This is a genomic window from Pseudochrobactrum kiredjianiae (assembly GCF_030362795.1).
In the GTDB taxonomy this organism is placed as follows: domain Bacteria; phylum Pseudomonadota; class Alphaproteobacteria; order Rhizobiales; family Rhizobiaceae; genus Pseudochrobactrum; species Pseudochrobactrum kiredjianiae.
This window is the reverse complement of the sequence record NZ_JAUCBM010000005.1, coordinates 173,906-191,144: the sequence shown is the minus strand read 5'-3', so window position 1 is coordinate 191,144 and position 17,239 is coordinate 173,906. Positions and strand designations below refer to the sequence as shown.

The following is a 17,239-nucleotide window of genomic DNA, read 5'->3' as shown; positions in this document are numbered from 1 at the left end:
AAGATTTACTTTCTGTGTAATATGCGTTTTTACAAACGCAAAAATACCTCTGATTACACACTATAATGGTCTCAAGCGCCCTTTAGCGGCCTGAAAACCGTGTTTAAAAACAAGCAGATTATGCAATTTTGCTGATTAAGCGTTTATGAACGCCACAGCAATTGCATGATTCTTATAAGGACGATTGAATATGATGGATTGGCTGAGCGGGCTGGTGGGCGAGAATACAGCCCATATTATCAGCTTTATCGGGCTTTTTGCTCTGTTTCTTGCAGGCGTTTTTGTTGTCTTTGCTGCAATCAAGCGCATGACAGCCGGAACTTACGTCACAAGAAATCCGGATGCAGCACCACGCCTGACAGTAACCGATGCGGCTGCAATCGACAGTCAGCGTCGTCTGGTTCTGGTGCGTCGCGATGATGTGGAGCATCTGATCCTGATCGGCGGACCATCTGATATTGTGATTGAACAGAATATCACCCGCAATAAATCCAGCCAGCCGGTACAGGCAGCACAGCCAACTCAGCGCATGCGTCAGCCGGAAGAACGCGCAACAATTGCGCCCGCTGTTGCAGCACCCGTTATTGCACGTGCGCCAGCCGTTTCAACAGAACAGGCTCTCAGTGCTGCACCTGCAGATATTATTGCTGCAACACCTGCCTATAAGCCGGAAGCGGAAGCACCTGTACCGCAGCCACGCCCAACTGCCAGCGCTCCGGCAGTCACACAGGTTGCAGCTCCGTCTCAGCCATTACAGACCCATGCCCAGCAGGTTGCGGCTGCCCGTCAGCAACAAAGCCAGAAGCCGCAGCCTGTAGCACGTCCAACGGCGGAATCCGCAGCAGCCAAACTGCATCCGGTTTACCCACTCGGTCAGGTATCTCGTGGCGTTATCGCCGCAACATCAGGCCTTGCTGCTGCTAATAATGCAGCACAGCAGGAATTGATTGCTGCGGCCAAACGCGACAGCCGCAGTGCAACACCATCTCTTGATGATGTTCGCCCAGGTTCAGGTGCAATTGAGGGTAATCCGCTGGTATCGCAACGTGCCACGCCACAGGCTACACCGCGTATGGCTCCACAGGAACCATCCTTCGGTGTATCCCCTGTTGCGGCTCCGGCTGCAAGACCTGCCCCTCAACCAAGTTTTGAGCTTGATCTTGAAAATGCGGTAGCAGAAGCGCTGTCCTCTAAAGAACTGGCGACAGACAACGAAATCTCGTTTGAAGACCTGCTGTCCTCTGAAATGGATCAGCACTTTGCAGCAAGTGAAAAGACCGAACAGCCTGCAACCAGCACATTAGACATTTCTCCGCGCAAATAAGCGTGCGGGCGGCCTCTCCCGACAGGCTTACCCGATAATACAGATCAAAAAAAACGCAGTGCCCTCCAGCACTGCGTTTTTTAATTTCTATTTATGCGTGCGCTCTACAGCATAATTCCTTAAAGTTGAATCAGTTTAAGGTAAAATTATGCTGTAAATATAAAAGTGTTAGAGCGATCTTTGTGCGCCCAAGAGGGCGCACGGCGCTCTAGCACATCACCTATCATTTATTCGTCGCGATAAACTTTTTCGCGGCGTTCGTGACGTTCCTGTGCTTCGATCGACAAAGTGGCAATCGGACGGGCGTCCAACCGCTTGATGTTGATCGGGTCACCGGTTTCTTCACAAAAACCATAGGTTCCTTCATCAATACGAAGCAAAGCCGCATCAATTTTGGAGATTAGCTTACGCTGGCGGTCACGGGCACGAAGCTCAATAGACCGATCCGTTTCCGAAGAGGCCCTGTCAGCCAAATCAGGATGATTAGCATTTTCACGCTGCAATGCTTCCAGCGTTTCGCGTGCTTCACGCAAAATGTCATTCTTCCAAGTAACGAGCTTGGCACGGAAATATGACTTCTGCCGTTCATTCATGAACGGTTCGTCATCCGTGGGTTTGTAATTAAGGTCGATTAATTCACTCATTTTGAATAACCCCACACCTAGGAGACGAAGCGCCTTATAGGTCTATAAGTTGCGTTATACAACCTGAAAAATCACTTCTCCAAGTATTTTCAACCTGAGCCTGAAAAACACATGACCACTTTCTAAGTTACATAAAAATGAGACACAGATATTTTAAAGTGCTGAAAAACTTATCCGGAGCTATATTTCCGAATTCAAAATAAAAATATTTAAATTTAATAATATATAAGGATAATATTTTTCAGATTAACGTTAGATTCACCCTAATAATTTCTCGCAAAAATCCTGTCATATTCACGCTTAACGTAAAGCAATAAACAGAATCGATATATTTCAACTGTAAAATATAAGAAAAACATGCCGTTTTGACTCTTATATCGATCAGAGACAGCACGCATAAAACCTGTTTTTGCAACAGGATTCGCCCGCTTATCGGACTATCTTTTCAGTGCAAAACCTGCAAAATGTGCTCATGCGCACCATTTTACTCCTTCGTCATGCACAAGCCGTTCTCCCTGACAGCAGCGGCAAAGACTTTGACCGGCAGCTCAGTTCCGCCGGAAAAACAGATGCTCTGCAACAGGCACAACGACTGATAAAGTCCGGTATAATCCCTGATTTCATTCTCTGTTCTCCGGCATTGCGCACCTTACAGACGGCTGAGATTTTCAGCACTGCAATCACCCGCGCTTTCCCTCAAATCAGCATCACGCCGCAATGCGCCCCATCACTCTACCGTGCCAATGCATCTGGCTATATTGCTGAACTCCGTGAACAGAGTCCGCAAAATGCACAATGCATACTGTTAGTCGGTCACAATCCGAGCATTGAAGATTGCGCACTGCTTTTTGCTCAGCCAGATAGTCCGCTCGCGCAGCGCATTGGCTACGGCTTCCCGACTGCGGGGGTGGCGCAGATTGAAACCTGTGCCGATTTTGCAGATCTCGCACCGGAAAATGCCAGTCTGACCGCGCTTTTCCTGCCTCAGGAGGACTGAACCTGAACACTGCAACAGGTGTATTTTACAAGCACCTGCTTTTACTCTCTGTAATTTATTGATTTCTCACCCTATATTCACAAACAGAATAGTGAGTAACGTCTTTACGGGGGCATCTTTGGCCAAACTGACCACCTTCACAGATGAAGCCAAAATCGCTTTTGACACATTGATGGAGCGCACCGGCAGCTTGGTCACACCGTCTTTGCGCCTTGGTGTTACCGGCCTGTCCCGCGCCGGTAAAACTGTTTTTATTACCTCTCTGGTGCATAATCTGACCCAAGGCGGGCGCATGCCGCTGTTTGAAGCGCATGCTACCGGACGCATCGCCCGCGCTTATCTTCAACCGCAACCGGACGATGCTGTGCCTCGTTTTCAGTATGAAGACCATCTGGCAGCCCTTGTAAAAGATCGCATCTGGCCGGATTCCACCCGCGCAATCTCCGAGCTTCGCCTGACGATTGAATATCAGTCGGCCTCTTCATGGGGGCGTATGCTCTCTGCCGGTAAGCTCTCGATTGATATTGTCGATTATCCGGGGGAGTGGCTGCTGGATTTGCCTTTGCTCGGCAAAACCTACGCGGAGTTCTCCCGTGATTCTTTTGCCATCGCCAATGAAACAGCGCATCTCGGCTTTGCAGAAAACTGGCTGCGCGAAGCCGCAGACATTGACGCTTTGGCACCTGCCGATGAGATGACAGCGCAGCGTCTGGCGCGCAGCTTCACCGACTATCTGCGCGCAGGAAAATCCGACGAACAAGCATTATCCACCCTGCCCCCGGGACGTTTTCTGATGCCCGGTGATCTGGAAGGCTCACCTGCGCTTACTTTTGCACCTTTGCCGGATTTACCAGAGGGCAGTTTCAAAAACGGCTCATTGGCGGCGATGATGGAGCGGCGCTATGAGTCTTATAAAACCCATGTGGTGAAACCGTTTTTCCGCGAGCATATTGCGCGTCTCGACCGGCAGATTGTGCTGGTGGATGCGATGCAGGCGATTAATGCAGGCGGCGCTGCTGTACGCGATCTGGAACGGGCACTCACAGAAATTCTGGCTTGTTTCCGTGCAGGTCGCTCCAACCTTCTCACCGGCCTGATCCAGAAACGCATTGGCCGTATTCTGATTGCTGCCACCAAAGCCGATCATCTGCATCATGAAAGCCATAACCGGCTTGAGGCTATTGTGCGCAGACTGGTTGATCGTGCTGCCAAGAACGCCGACATCTCCGGCGCTGAAATTGATGTACTGGCGATGGCCGCAGTGCGTGCCACACGTGAGGCAACAGTGAACCAGAATGGCGACACATTGCCGGTGATTGTCGGCACGCCGCTGAAAGGTGAAGTCATCGACGGTGATGTCTTTGATGGTGAAACAGAAACTGCGATCTTTCCGGGTGATCTGCCTCAGGATACGCAGGCGATTTTTGAACAGCCGGAGTTTTCCCCGCAGGATCGCGCCCGTGAGGCACCAATCCGTTTTGTCCGTTTCAGACCGCCGCTTATCAAAGCCGACCTTGATGGTATTCATCTGTCGCTTCCGCATATCCGCCTTGACCGTGCCATGCAGTTTCTGCTCGGTGACCGATTAGCATAGGGTGACTAGCATAAGGATAAATCATGTCTTCAGGCCCGCGCAAACCGACGAGCTTCAGCGTAGAACCGCAAGCGGATGACAGCCAGCCACAGGCTCCGCGCAAACCGGTGGCAATCCGTGACTTGTCGACAGTCACGACGGAAGCGGTTGACGTTTTTGAACAGGAAGCCATTGATGCAGGCGCACAACTGACGCCGCCTCCGGCCAGCCTGATTAAACGTCGCTTTACTCTGCGCAGTGTATTTTTCTCCGCACTCGGCCTGCTGGTGAGCTTCGCCATTGCAATCTGGACGGAAGACCTGATCCGCGCCATGTATAGCCGCGCTGACTGGCTTGGCTGGCTGACACTCGGTGTCGCCTTGATCGCACTCTTCTCCCTGCTGGCACTGGTCGTGCGCGAAGGACTGGCTCTGCGCCGCCTCTCAGCGGTGCAGGAACTGCGCTTTGCCGCAGCAGAAGCAACTGAACGGAATGATGCAGACAAAGCCCGTAAAATTACCGACCGGTTACTGGAAGTCACTGCTAATCTGCCACAAACAGCTCGTGGCCGCGCAACTCTGGAAGCCTTACGTGGTGATATTATCGACGGGCGCGATCTGATCCGCATTACCGAGCGCGAAATTCTGCATCCTTTAGATCGTGAAGCGCGGATGCTGATCCTCAATGCCGCCAAGCGTGTTTCCATTGTCACGGCGGTTAGTCCGCGCGCTCTGGTGGACATTGCCTATGTGGTTTTCGAATCATCCCGATTGATCCGCCGCCTGTCCGAGCTTTATGGCTGTCGCCCCGGCTCCTTAGGCTTTTTCCGTCTTGCCCGCAGCGTTATTGCGCATCTGGCTGTGACCGGCACCATTGCTATGGGCGATAGTGTGGTGCAGCAATTGCTGGGTCAGGGTCTGGCCTCCCGCCTCTCCGCCAAACTTGGCGAAGGCGTCATCAACGGCATGATGACAGCACGAATTGGCATTTCTGCTATGGATATTGTGCGTCCTCTGCCGTTTGATGCGGAAAAACGCCCTAATATTGGTGATTTTGTTGGCGATATTGTAAAAGCCACAACACAGAAAAAACCGGTTTGATAACGGTTTATCACCAATTGCTTTCATGTTAGAAACCACCTATTAACCATTCCAGCCGATTATACAGACTGGTTTTGGTATTTTGTTTGATGGCATTTTTCGCGGATTGTGTTGAATGTAAATCGTACAGAAAACTGATAAACCGCCCTCTAATTATCCGGAACAGAGTTCTGTTATGATCTTACGTGCCACTGCCGCCTGCCTCTTCGTCTTGACCTCTGCAGCCAGCACTGTATCTGCGCACGCATCGGATAAGGACGAAGTGTTTTTCCGCAATGTCGAAGGCCAGTGGACTGGTCCCGGCGAAGTTGTTGCAGGGAAATATAAAGGCACAAAATTTGTCTGCAATCTTGCCGGCACCACGCCTGAAGGCGGCGTTGGCATGACATTGGACGGCAGCTGCCGCGTTGGTGTTTTCTCCCAGCCGATGAAAGCAACCGTTGTCCGTACAGGTAAAAACTATAGCGGTACATTTAATGATGGCGCTGAAGGCAAAGGTCTCAACGTGACATCCGGTTCCGTCAACGGCAACCGCGTTGTGCTGGCTCTGAGCCGCAAGCAGCTCAATGGCGCTATGCTGGCACGTGTAACCGATCAGAACACCATGAATGTTACAGTCTCGGTTAAAGTCGACGATACAATGGTGCCGGTTGTTGGTATGAGCCTGAAACGCGTCGATGGCGGCGCAGTCAGCAACATCGCCCGTAATTAAAGTATACGGCAATTCAAAAACCAGCCCCGACAGTTCATCTTTCGGGGCTTTATTATTTGCATAACTTTATCTGACAATTGCCAGCGTAAATCCGTCCCAGCCCTTAGAGCCCACGGTTTGCAAAGCTGTCGCATCCAGCCTCGGCTCCGCTTCTATCATATCAATAAAGCGCCGAACGCCGATGACATTGGCATCCTCTGACTGCGGATCAGTCACAGCACCATTGCGCACAACATTGTCGCCGATAATGACCGTGCCCTTGCGCGCGAGCTTCAGCGCCCATTCCAGATAGACCGGATTATTCGGCTTATCGGCATCAATGAAAATCAGATCAAACGGTGCGCGATCCTGCAACTTCGGCAGGCTGTCAGCAGCAGCCCCGACGATGATTTCTACCTTATCGCCAACACCGGCTGCCTCAATATTCCGCCGGGCAATTTCAGCATGCTTCTCGGAATATTCGAGCGTAATCACCTTGCCGCCCTCAGGCAGCGCACGTGCCAGCCAGATTGTGCTGTAGCCACCCAATGTTCCGATTTCCAGAACCATTCGCGCACCGCACATTTGTGCAAACAGATTGAGTAACTTGCCCTGATTGATCGCCACATCATGCGCAGGCAGCCCCGCCTCGCTATTGCGCTGCAATGCAGCATCCAGAAGCGGATCAGCACCGATCAGCTTCTGCGCCATATAGGCGTCAACTTCTCTCCACTGTTCTTCCGACTGGTACATAATCGTTCCTAAAATTAAAAAGAAGACATGCCACACGGAAACAACAGCAGAATGACAAACAGCTTTACAGCGCTGTGTCCTGCCACCAGCGATGGCCATAGCTCATGCGCTGAATTTCACTGTTATCAACTTTTTGCACCAGATCGGAAACAAGCTCACCACGAATTTTAATATTCGGCGCAATGGTTTCCAGTGGCACCAGCACAAAAGCGCGTTGCTCAATACGCGGATGCGGCAAGATCAGATCCGGCATTTCCAGAGCATAAACATGCTCATAAGCAAGCATATCAATATCAATAGTGCGCGGCCCCCAGCGTTCGCTGCGTACCCGCTTCAAACGCCGCTCGATTGTCTGCGTAACTTCCAGCAGTTCCGGCGGCGTTAATATGGTCGAGATTTCAGCACAGGCATTATAAAACCAATCCTGATCGGTTTTACCCCAGGGCGGCGTACGGAACACCGGAGACACAGCGATAACTCTGACATCCTGCCGTTCATCCAGCAGTTGTAAAGCCTGCGCCATTGTCTGCACAACATTGCCGATATTACCGCCCAGACACAGCCAGGCCTTATGAACCTCGCGTGCTTTCATATATTCGGCCACCCGACCGTCACTTCAACATAATCCAACACACCGGCGACCGGCGCATTGGGTTTGCGCACAGTGATCTCGGCTTTCTGAATTTGCGGAAATGCAGCACAAAGCGCCTTGGCAACGTCCAGCGCCAAGGCTTCAATGAGATAACGGCGCTTTCCGGTGATAATCTTCTCAATCATGGAGAAGACAATACCGTAATGCACTGTTTTATCAATATCGTCGTTTTCGAGTGAGTCGCCCGGATCAACAGTCAATACGGCATCAACATAGAAACGCTGGCCGAGCTTTTCCTCTTCCTCAAAAACGCCGTGATGCGCAAAAAACGCGCAATTCATCATACGGATCGTGTACAAAAAAGCCCTCATTTCTTCACTGCTGCGTTATAAATAGACGCTTACAACGCTAAACTAAGTAGTCCAATATCAGATTATACTGCAAATTCTGAAAAACCGGTTCACGCTTTTTCATGAACTGCTGCGGCATTTAAAACCGCATCAGCCATCATCAGCGCATCGCGGTTAAAAGCCACATCATGCACCCTGAATATATCTGCACCACTAAGGCGCAGCATAACACTGGTTGCAGCCGTTGCGGCGTCCCTTTCTGCAGCAATATCCCGACCGCTCACGGCACCGGTAAAGCGCTTGCGGGATGTGCCCACCAGCCACGGTAAACCAAAACTGTGCAGTTCCGCAAAGCGTGCCATCAGTTCCACATTCTGCTGCGTATCTTTGGCAAAACCAAAGCCCGGATCAAGCATAATCTGCTGCAGCTTCACCCCCGCAGTTGCAGCAATTTCCAATGATCGTTGCAAGAATATATGCTGATCGTCAATCACATCGGCAGCAATGTCTCTGTCGCGCCCAGTATGCATAATCACCAGCCCGGCACCGGTTTCTGCAGCAAGCCCTGCAATATCCGGTTCTTTTTGCAAACCCCAGACATCATTGACAATATGTGCACCTGCCGCGACTGCCAGTCTCGCTGTCTGCGCACGATAGGTATCAACCGAGATCAGGCAACCGAGTTCCCGCGTTAAAGCCTCGATCACCGGCAGTACGCGATCCTGCTCCTGCTGCGCAGAAACGGGCTCTGCATCAGGACGGGTCGACTCGCCGCCCACATCAATAATCACTGCACCGGCATCCAGCATGGCATGCGCTGATTGTAGCGCGGCATCAATGGTCTGGTTGCTACCACCATCTGAAAAGGAATCCGGCGTAATATTAAGAATCGCCATAATCAGCGCCTGAGATCCGGTCTCAAGAACACGGCCATGCGCCAGTTGCCATTCTCGCTTTATAGGGAAACTCTTAATCATATTCGGAATTAACCTTTTAAAATTGCTTTGCTTTCCAAACCAGCCATAAGTTCTTTACACATTTCATGGAACCATAAAAGCTGAAGGGAAGCGCATTTCCGGCAAAACTGTCAATTGCTTTGACCAGCTACGAATGCGCAGACCAATAAGACCAGCATCATGCAACAGAAGACAATTCTGCCGTATTTTGTGTTAGAACCTGTAAAACAAGGGCGTTTATCAAAAGAGCCCTCGCAGCAAAGGAACAGATAATGTCCGGCAAATATCTTGCACTCTCCCTCACCGGTCTGGTTCTGTTATCCGGCACTCTAATGGCCACGCAAGCAGACGCTGCTTCTGTGACACGCAAATACCGCTATTTTCCGGTTTACGGCACAACCGCTGAACAGCTGGATAAATCATTGGCCAAGAACGGCCCCAAGCTTGATGATGGTGGCGAAAGCCATCCGGGCGCGACCAAAATCGCATTTAATGCCAGTGTGAAATACCGTTTTGACGGCAAATATTGCCGCGTCTCAGATGTGAATGCAAACGTACAGGCTACAATTTCCCTGCCAAGCTGGAAGAGCCGTCGTCGTGCCAGCGCTGATACGAGAATGGTCTGGGATGTGCTGGTAAAAGATATTCGCCGCCATGAAGAAAGCCATATCGTTATCGCCCGCTCCCATGCTTCCGAATTGGAACGCCGTGTTCGCGGCATGCGCAATGAGCGTGACTGCGCAACATTACGAGCCAATGTGGACAAGATCACCGACAGCATTTTTACCAGCCACGATAAGGCTCAGCAATATTTCGACCGCGTGGAGACAGTGAATTTTGAAACCCGCTTTGAACGCTTGCTCACCAACAGCTTAGAAAAGCGCTACGCTCAGCAGCAGAAGAAAAAATCCTGACGCCTGAATTTTGAACAAAGAAAAAGCCCTGCATCATAAAATGCAGGGCTTTTTTTGTTCATTTCACTCATATTCAAGCGCTGACGCAAAAAAGCGTCAGGCCACATACAGACCGGCATGACACTTTTTTATTAATTAACGCCGAGTTTCTTCTGTAGGCTAGTCGACGATGTAGTGTACTGGAACACAACGCGTTCACCCGGGCTGATAATGCGCTTGGCAGCCTGCGTCATCAATGCCGCTTCATGAAAGCCGGAGAGAATGAGTTTCAGCTTGCCCGGATACCAGTTGATATCGCCGATAGCGAAAATACCAGGCTCGGAAGTTTCAAACTTCTCGGTATCAACCGTGATCAGGTTTTCATGCAGGTTGAGACCCCAGTCAGCAATCGGACCAAGTTTCATGGTCAGACCGAAGAATGGCAGCATCCGTGTTGCAGGCAAGACAGTTTCGCCGTCCGCGCCTTTGAGCTTAACGGCTGTGAGGTCGCCGTTTTCGCCTTCAAGTCCGGAAACCTGACCAACTTCAAAACGGATCTTACCGGCATCAACCAGTTCGAACATTTTCTTCACGCTGTCCGGTGCCGCACGGAATTCCGGGCGACGATGTACAACAGTCATGCTTTTGACAATAGGCTGCAGGTTCAGTGCCCAGTCCAGCGCACTGTCACCGCCACCAACAATCACCACATCCTGATCGCGGAAAGCTTCAACGCGGCGAACAGCGTAATAAACGCTTTTGCCTTCATATTCTTCAATACCCGGAACCGGCGGACGCTTCGGCTGGAAAGAACCGCCGCCAGCAGCAATTACCACAACCTTGGCTTCAAAAACTTCGTTTTCGTCGGTTTCCACATGGAACGAACCGTCTTCCAGACGTTCCAGCTTGGTCACCATACGGTTGAAATGGAACTGCGGTGAAAATGGCTTGATCTGTTCCATCAGCTTATCGGTCAGCATCTGACCGGAAATTTCCGGCCATGCCGGAATGTCATAAATCGGCTTTTCCGGATAAAGTTCGGCACACTGGCCACCCGGACGGTCAAGAATATCAATCAGATGACATTTCAGGTCATAAAGACCCAGTTCAAACACAGCAAACAGCCCGACAGGACCGGCACCGATAATGACAACATCTGTGCGGATAACTTCGCTCATATTTTCAATCTCGCTGAATCATAACAACTGCGCCAGCCATTACGATCTGTCACATTAATCTTATGTTCTGCCAGTTGTCACACAGAACATGCTCTGTAATCGCTGCCTTCAGGGAAATGGGGCAGCATTTAAATGCCGAAAACCGGCACATCCGAATGTGCCAGACCTGATCTTTTCAGGCAAAGTCACACCGGACAAAATTCAATACGAGTTCTATAGTCAAGTTTAACTCAAATGCCTATAGTTTTTGCGGATATTCAGCTGAATAATAGCTACCCTTTTTACGAAAGCGCCCGCACGCCATTCTAATGCCTGACAAAATTCAGCAGATACAGACACAAAACTGTGTTTAAAACGGTCACCTGTAGAATGTTATTGCGCCAAGAGCAGATGGCAAACTACCGCGTTCATAATGCGACAAACAAAAAAGCGGCCTGCTCTGAAGCAAACCGCTTTCTCATACACATTATACTATAGGCAGATCAGCTCTGGCGTTCAGGAACCTGCACAACCAGACCTTCCAGCTCATCACGCACAATGATCTGGCAGGACAGGCGGGAGTTTCCGCGCACATCATAGGCGAAATCCAGCATATCTTCTTCCATCGGCTCAGGACCACCAACCACATCTGTCCAGCCTTCATCTACGTAGACATGGCAGGTTGCGCAGGCACAGGCGCCGCCGCATTCCGCATCAATACCCGGAATACCGTTGCGAATAGCATTTTCCATAACGGTAGAACCGTTTTCCGCTTCAACTTCATTGCGCATTGCGCCGTCAGCGGAAACAAATGTAATCTTGGTCATAAATTCATCCCGTGAGATACCCGCATAAATCATTCTGACCGGCACAGCACCGGGATGTTCATGCGGACACGATTATAAAGAGTGTTGCACGGCAGATACGTGCTGTGCGCATAGAGTTCAAGCTGTAAACACGCGATCCCTGCTCGTCTGCGTCAATTTCGAGCATCGAATGATCTAAAATTGACTATCCGGCGCATATAGTAATGTGTCCGGCATTAATCATTAACAGCGAAAACAGCCGGACCGTGATTGCCTGCGTGAATACATTAATTTCTTGCCCAACTATGGCAAAATGTGCCACAATCCGGCACATATTATAGAGACTTCTGATGTTTGCTTAAAGATTTCCACAATTAGATAGCGCTTGAAAAAGCCCGCATTTGCTTTGTTTTCGCTATTTCATATCGTTTCGCGTTAACCTTATCTTTAAACAATTCATCAACCGCTATTTCCGCAGTTCCCATATGGCTCCGGAAGTTTTAACCTATAGACTGCGCAACGTGTCTTTATAACTGCCGTTCAGATTTATCGGCGGCAATTCTGACACGGTTTTTGCGTAAATGTATGAGTACGGGGTAAAACGGCTATGGCACAAAATACAAAAGCACAAAAGCTTGAGCTTGATATGGAACAAGCCCTCACAGACGGGCTGGATCTGGATTTCAGCGACGACTTTGAGCTGGATTTGAATTTTGACGCTCCTGAAGCAGAATTTTCGCTTGATGATCTGGAAAGCCAGATTTCGCGTGCTGCTGAAGAACTGGCATTGGAACAGAACAGCGCTGCACCGATTGCCGCCGCGGCAACTGTTGCAGCCACAGTTGCTGCTGCCAGCACCAAAGCTGAAGCCAAGCCAATCGATACCCCGCAAAAACCAGCTAAAAGCACAAAGGCCGAAAAAACCGACCTTCCTGCCGCTCCGGTTACGCCTGCCGCACCACCTGTTGTTACAGCATCTGCCGCCACCCCGGGCAGCGTGACCGTGTTGCAGGCAGCCAATCAGCCTGAGGCTGTACCCCTCAAATCAGACAGCACATTCTCTTTTGATGAAGCTGACCTGAATGCGGAACCTGCGCCTGCTGAAGTAACAGTTTCCCGTCCTGCCGCTCAGCAAAGCGTTCCGGCACAAGCCGCCACACCTTTCACGCCTGCGAATGACGACCTGCGCAACAATAACCTGCTGCTGCGTCGCACCAATGGCCGAAATTCGAATGTATTCTGGACAACCACAGCGATCAGCGCGCTCTGGACTGCGGGTGGTCTCACCCTCGCCCATGCACTGAGTCCGCAGGGTCTCACCTCTTTCTCAGCGATTAAAGACTTTTTCGCAACTCCGTCCGGTATTGGTGTTGCAGCCGGTATTGCTGTGCCGGTTGTTATGTTCTGGGGCTTTGCCCAGATGGTGCGCCGTGCGCAGGAACTGCAATCCGCTGCCCGTCAGATGACAGCCGCTGCACTGCGTCTCGCTTCGCCTGAAGCTGCTGCCGGTGACCGCGTTTCCACGCTTGGTCAGGCTGTACGCCGTGAAGTTGCGGCGATGAATGAAGGCATCGAGCGCACGCTCGCACGCGCCGTTGAGCTTGAAACTCTGGTACAAACCGAAGTTCACCAGCTCGAACGCGCCTACAGCGACAACGAAGTCCGCATCCGCGCACTGATTGCCGAACTTGGCAATGAGCGTGAAGCTGTGATCAGCCATGCAGAACGCGTACGCTCTTCCATCTCCGGTGCGCATGAGCATCTCAAAACCGAACTGTCTTCGGCCAGCGATATCATTCGTGACAATGTTCTCACCGTTTCCAGCGAGTTGACCTCTTCCCTGTCCCATGCAGGTGAAACCATGATCAGCCGCCTGAATGAAAGCGGCGCGGCCATTTCCGAAGCGATTGATACCCGCAGCACCGATATTTCAACCCGTATCAGCTCTTCCGGCGGTGATTTTGTTGATATTCTCGACACCCGTATCGCGACGCTGGAAGAACGCTCACGCGGCCTCACCGAGACCCTGACCGAAGCACTGGATGCCCGTACATCCAATATTGCTTCGCTGCTCGGCGATGCGACCATGAACATGGTCACTGAATTCGATCAGCGTCTGGCAGATCTCAACTCAACACTGGCCGCACGCGGTCATTCGCTGCTGACAGAATTTGAAGGCCGCGCACAGGCAATTGACAGCAGCACTGAGAAACTTAATGCAGCGCTGGAAGTCCGCTCGCGTCAGATCAATGAAAATCTGATTGCCCGTACCCGTGAGATTGCTGAAACCTTCTCCGGCGTGCGTTCTTCGATCAGCACAGTGGTTGATGAGACCAAAGACAAGCTGAATGGCGAACTCTCCGGCATCACAGATTCCGTTGCCGGTCTGTTGAACGACCGCGCAGGTCAGTTCATCTCGCAGATTGCAGACAGCCGTGAAACACTGTCCACCACCCTTTCCGGTGAAGCCGAGCGCATTGCCGCTGCAATGCAGCAGCATAGCCAGACAATCTCCGAGCGTGGTGCGGATATTGAACGCGCGATTGCAGGCAACGCCTCCACACTCGATCAGACAGCCAGCCAGCATGCAGCTATTCTGGAACAGCGCACCAATGACATGCGTGAAGCCATGGCAGCGCATAACACCAAGCTCAATGATATCTTCACCGATCAGGAAACCCGTTTCGATGGCCGCGCTTCTGCGCTTAAATCGACGCTTGATCAGCAGCATGCAGACTATGCCCGCACACTGGATGAGCGTAATCAGCAGTTCTCTGAAAACCTGCAGCATAACAGCGCCGCCGTCAGCTCCCTGCTGAACGAACACATCAACACTGTTGGTGACCGCGCTTCGCAGTTGCAGGCTGCCATGCAGAACGGCACAGAAGCTCTGGATGCCAATCTGCGCCAGCATGGTGAAACACTGGTACAGCGCACAGTTGCCCTTCAAGATGCCGTTGCCAATGCAACCGGCACATTGCAGAGCACTTTCGACAACCAGACCGGCATTATCGAAGAACGTACTTCTACGATGGAACGCGCTCTGAGCATGGGCGTGGACAATGTCCGCAAATCGCTTGAGCACAGCGCGACAGTCGTTGCCGGTACGCTCCGCGAAAAAATTACGGAAGCTGCAGGCTCGCTCAGTGCAGAAGCGGCAAAAGCCGGCAATGCCCTGCATGGCTTTGGTGAAAACTTCAACGACCGCCTGATCGAAAATCTGGCCGGTACAGAAGCCCGCCTTGGTGAACGTGCAAGCCAGATTGCTTCCGGTCTTGAAGCTATTGAAACCCGTCTCACCGGCGAACTCAGCGGCATTGAAAGCCGTATTGCAGAAACAGCAACACGCACCAGCGATGTGCTTGGCGCACATTCTGAAGCGTTCAGCGCCCGCGTTCTGGAGAATCTGTCCGGTACAGAAAACCGTCTGACTGAGCGTGCAGAAGCCATTGCTTCCGGCATCAGTGATGTAAGCAACCGCCTGACCGGAGACCTTAGCGGCATTGAAACCCGTATCGCACAGACTGCATCCCATGCCAGCGATGTGCTGGGTGCACATAGTGAAGCCTTCAGCGCCCGCGTTCTGGAAAACCTTTCCGGTACAGAGGCACGCTTGACTGAGCGCGCTGATGCGATTGCGATGGGTCTTGGTGAAATCGGTTCCCGTATCACTGGTGAACTCGGTGTTATTGAGTCGCGCATTTCCGATGCTACGCAGAATACTTCTGCAACGCTGGAAGAGCGCACCCGTGAGCTGAACTCGGTTCTCGCAGCCCGTTCGCAGGAAATCACCCGCATTCTGGCCGACACTGCCGAGCCTCTTGTACAGCGCCTTGCCGATAGCGGTCAGGGTCTTGCAAGCCAGCTTGAACAGGCAACACATGCAGCAACGGATCGTCTGCGTACTGAAAACGCAGCACTGGTCAATGCACTGGCAAGTCGTACAGCTGAAACCATTTCTGCGGTTCAGGAAGCCAAGTCAAACCTGTCTCAGGGTGTTGGTGGTCTGATTGATCGCTTAGCAAGCTCGAATGCAGAACTCGGCCAGCTGATCGACAAAGCGACACACAACCTCAACGATATTGATACTCGTCTGGTTGAATCGACAACGAACTTTGCTGACAGCACCAACCGTGCGGCTCAGATCTTCTCCAGCTCCAGCGTTGTTATCGACAATAATATTGGTGCCCTGCGCTCCCTGTCCGGCAATACGCTGACGCAGATCGCAGATATCGCCAAACGCTTTGAAGACCACAGTGCCGTTCTGTCCCGTGCTTCGGATCTTATCAATGTGGCTCAGAATGGTCTCAATGATACCCTGTCTGATCGTCATGATGCGCTGGAACGTCTGTCAGCCGGTCTGATCGACAAATCGGAAAATATTGAGAAAGTGATGCAGGGCTTTGAAACCCTCGTCACCTCTGCTCTGGAACGCACTGAAGGCCGCACACGCAACTCTACTGAGCAGCTACGTGCAGCTATTTCCGAAGTTGTGGATCAGGCAACACAGAAATTCGCATCGGCAACAGATGACATCCGTCGCTCCGCTGCGGAAATCCGTGGCGAGCTGGATGCAACCCGTGGCGAGCTGAAGCGCGGCGTACTCGATATGCCTGCGGAAGCAAAAGAATCCACCACTGCAATGCGTAAAGCTGTTTCCGAACAGATCAACGCACTGAAAGAACTGGCTTCGATCGTCAACAAATCCGGTCGTCTGGTGGATGTGGGCGACAGCCGTGCAGACCGCACGATTGCCAAGCAGACTGTTGCAGCCGCAGCGCCTGCTCAGGCTTATGTGGCACCGGCTGTCACGCAGACTGTTGCACCAACACCGGCACCACAGCAGAGCTATACAGTGTCTGCCCCAGTTCAAGCGCCTGCTCCGCAGGAAAGCACACGCGGTGGCTGGGTATCCAATCTGCTGGCACGCGCCTCCGCAGATGAAGACACCAAAGCTCAGGCTCCACGCAGTCAGAACAATGTGACACCACAGCGTTCCGCTGCTCATGTTGTTGACAGTCTGAACTCGCTGTCGGTTGATATTGCTCGTGCAATTGATCATGAAGCGTCTGTTGAGCTTTGGGATCGCTACCGTCGTGGTGAGCGCAATGTGTTCACCCGTCGTCTCTATACGCTGAAGGGTCAGCAGACTTTTGAAGAAATCAAAAGCAAGTACCAGATGGATGGTGACTTCCGTCGTGCGGTAGACCGCTACATGGATGATTTCCAGCGACTGCTGGAAGATGTTGCCCGTAATGATCGTGATAATATGGTCACTCAGACCTACCTCACATCCGATACCGGCAAGGTCTACACCATGCTGGCACACGCATCGGGTCGTCTGCGTTAATCAGATCGAAGAGTTTAAAAGGCGGGATTTTTCCCGCCTTTTTTATTTTTAGA

Annotated in this window: 14 protein-coding genes; 7 read left to right on the top strand and 7 right to left on the bottom strand. The window is 51.6% G+C overall.

The annotated features are described in order from the left end of the window. Window positions 1–190: 190 nt before the first annotated feature. Entirely contained in the window at window positions 191–1,324 is a 1,134-nt protein-coding gene (locus QUF18_RS12160; RefSeq protein WP_289387372.1) for a flagellar biosynthetic protein FliO, read from the top strand. A 227-nt stretch (window positions 1,325–1,551) separates the two neighbouring features. Here QUF18_RS12160 and dksA read toward each other — a convergent pair whose 3' ends face one another. Next, complete coding sequence (gene dksA, locus QUF18_RS12155) at window positions 1,552–1,968, bottom strand: RNA polymerase-binding protein DksA (RefSeq protein ID WP_289387371.1); 417 nt, start codon at window positions 1,966–1,968, stop codon at window positions 1,552–1,554. A 472-nt stretch (window positions 1,969–2,440) separates the two neighbouring features. On the opposite strand from dksA, the gene QUF18_RS12150 reads away from it, so the two are divergent. The 4 genes from QUF18_RS12150 (at window position 2,441) to QUF18_RS12135 (ending at window position 6,350) form a co-directional block, all read left to right on the top strand. After that, window positions 2,441–2,965 carry a SixA phosphatase family protein gene (locus QUF18_RS12150; protein WP_289387370.1) on the top strand — a complete coding sequence of 175 codons (525 nt, stop codon included), beginning with the start codon at window positions 2,441–2,443 and terminating at the stop codon, window positions 2,963–2,965. Between the two features lie 118 nt (window positions 2,966–3,083). Beyond that, window positions 3,084–4,559, top strand: a complete 1,476-nt coding sequence (locus tag QUF18_RS12145; RefSeq protein WP_289387369.1) for a YcjX family GTP-binding protein — start codon at window positions 3,084–3,086, stop codon at window positions 4,557–4,559. Between the two features lie 20 nt (window positions 4,560–4,579). Beyond that, window positions 4,580–5,638: a YcjF family protein gene (locus tag QUF18_RS12140; protein WP_374806744.1), complete on the top strand. Its 1,059-nt coding sequence runs from the start codon at window positions 4,580–4,582 to the stop codon at window positions 5,636–5,638. A 175-nt stretch (window positions 5,639–5,813) separates the two neighbouring features. Continuing rightward, window positions 5,814–6,350: a hypothetical protein gene (locus tag QUF18_RS12135; protein ID WP_289387367.1), complete on the top strand. Its 537-nt coding sequence runs from the start codon at window positions 5,814–5,816 to the stop codon at window positions 6,348–6,350. A gap of 66 nt (window positions 6,351–6,416) precedes the next feature. On the opposite strand, the gene QUF18_RS12130 is transcribed toward QUF18_RS12135, so the two are convergent. The 4 genes from QUF18_RS12130 to folP form a co-directional block, all read right to left on the bottom strand. Further along, entirely contained in the window at window positions 6,417–7,082 is a 666-nt protein-coding gene (locus QUF18_RS12130; RefSeq protein WP_289387366.1) for an O-methyltransferase, read from the bottom strand. A gap of 64 nt (window positions 7,083–7,146) precedes the next feature. Further along, window positions 7,147–7,674 carry a 2-amino-4-hydroxy-6-hydroxymethyldihydropteridine diphosphokinase gene (gene folK, locus QUF18_RS12125; protein ID WP_289387365.1) on the bottom strand — a complete coding sequence of 176 codons (528 nt, stop codon included), beginning with the start codon at window positions 7,672–7,674 and terminating at the stop codon, window positions 7,147–7,149. Beyond that, window positions 7,671–8,033 carry a dihydroneopterin aldolase gene (gene folB, locus QUF18_RS12120; RefSeq protein ID WP_289387542.1) on the bottom strand — a complete coding sequence of 121 codons (363 nt, stop codon included), beginning with the start codon at window positions 8,031–8,033 and terminating at the stop codon, window positions 7,671–7,673. The genes folK and folB overlap by 4 nt, the downstream gene beginning before the upstream one ends. Window positions 8,034–8,134: 101 nt before the next feature. Continuing rightward, on the bottom strand, window positions 8,135–8,920 hold the full coding sequence (folP, locus tag QUF18_RS12115) for a dihydropteroate synthase (protein ID WP_452612653.1): 786 nt from the start codon (window positions 8,918–8,920) through the stop codon (window positions 8,135–8,137). 332 nt (window positions 8,921–9,252) lie between these two features. On the opposite strand from folP, the gene QUF18_RS12110 reads away from it, so the two are divergent. Next, the gene (locus QUF18_RS12110) at window positions 9,253–9,894 is read left to right on the top strand and encodes a DUF922 domain-containing Zn-dependent protease (RefSeq protein WP_289387363.1); all 642 of its coding nucleotides are present in this window, start codon (window positions 9,253–9,255) and stop codon (window positions 9,892–9,894) included. A gap of 131 nt (window positions 9,895–10,025) precedes the next feature. Here the strand turns inward: QUF18_RS12110 and QUF18_RS12105 are convergent, their stop codons facing one another. Together QUF18_RS12105 and QUF18_RS12100 are read right to left on the bottom strand one after the other, a co-directional pair. Continuing rightward, window positions 10,026–11,051 carry an NAD(P)/FAD-dependent oxidoreductase gene (locus QUF18_RS12105; RefSeq protein WP_289387362.1) on the bottom strand — a complete coding sequence of 342 codons (1,026 nt, stop codon included), beginning with the start codon at window positions 11,049–11,051 and terminating at the stop codon, window positions 10,026–10,028. A gap of 482 nt (window positions 11,052–11,533) precedes the next feature. Beyond that, window positions 11,534–11,857: a 2Fe-2S iron-sulfur cluster-binding protein gene (locus QUF18_RS12100; RefSeq protein WP_289387361.1), complete on the bottom strand. Its 324-nt coding sequence runs from the start codon at window positions 11,855–11,857 to the stop codon at window positions 11,534–11,536. A gap of 586 nt (window positions 11,858–12,443) precedes the next feature. Between QUF18_RS12100 and QUF18_RS12095 the strand changes: the two genes are divergently transcribed. Beyond that, window positions 12,444–17,186: an apolipoprotein A-IV repeat region-like domain-containing protein gene (locus tag QUF18_RS12095; protein ID WP_289387360.1), complete on the top strand. Its 4,743-nt coding sequence runs from the start codon at window positions 12,444–12,446 to the stop codon at window positions 17,184–17,186. Window positions 17,187–17,239: the final 53 nt, after the last annotated feature.

Bases quoted from the DNA above. Each gene is read 5' to 3' on its own strand.
- dksA (WP_289387371.1), bottom strand. From the start codon at position 1,968: ATGAGTGAATTAATCGACCTTAATTACAAACCCACGGATGACGAACCG.
- QUF18_RS12105 (WP_289387362.1), bottom strand. From the start codon at position 11,051: ATGAGCGAAGTTATCCGCACAGATGTTGTCATTATCGGTGCCGGTCCT.
- QUF18_RS12160 (WP_289387372.1), top strand. From the start codon at position 191: ATGATGGATTGGCTGAGCGGGCTGGTGGGCGAGAATACAGCCCATATT.
- folK (WP_289387365.1), bottom strand. From the start codon at position 7,674: ATGAAAGCACGCGAGGTTCATAAGGCCTGGCTGTGTCTGGGCGGTAAT.
- QUF18_RS12110 (WP_289387363.1), top strand. From the start codon at position 9,253: ATGTCCGGCAAATATCTTGCACTCTCCCTCACCGGTCTGGTTCTGTTA.
- QUF18_RS12135 (WP_289387367.1), top strand. From the start codon at position 5,814: ATGATCTTACGTGCCACTGCCGCCTGCCTCTTCGTCTTGACCTCTGCA.
- folP (WP_452612653.1), bottom strand. From the start codon at position 8,920: ATGGCGATTCTTAATATTACGCCGGATTCCTTTTCAGATGGTGGTAGC.
- QUF18_RS12130 (WP_289387366.1), bottom strand. From the start codon at position 7,082: ATGTACCAGTCGGAAGAACAGTGGAGAGAAGTTGACGCCTATATGGCG.
- QUF18_RS12100 (WP_289387361.1), bottom strand. From the start codon at position 11,857: ATGACCAAGATTACATTTGTTTCCGCTGACGGCGCAATGCGCAATGAA.
- QUF18_RS12095 (WP_289387360.1), top strand. From the start codon at position 12,444: ATGGCACAAAATACAAAAGCACAAAAGCTTGAGCTTGATATGGAACAA.
- QUF18_RS12150 (WP_289387370.1), top strand. From the start codon at position 2,441: ATGCGCACCATTTTACTCCTTCGTCATGCACAAGCCGTTCTCCCTGAC.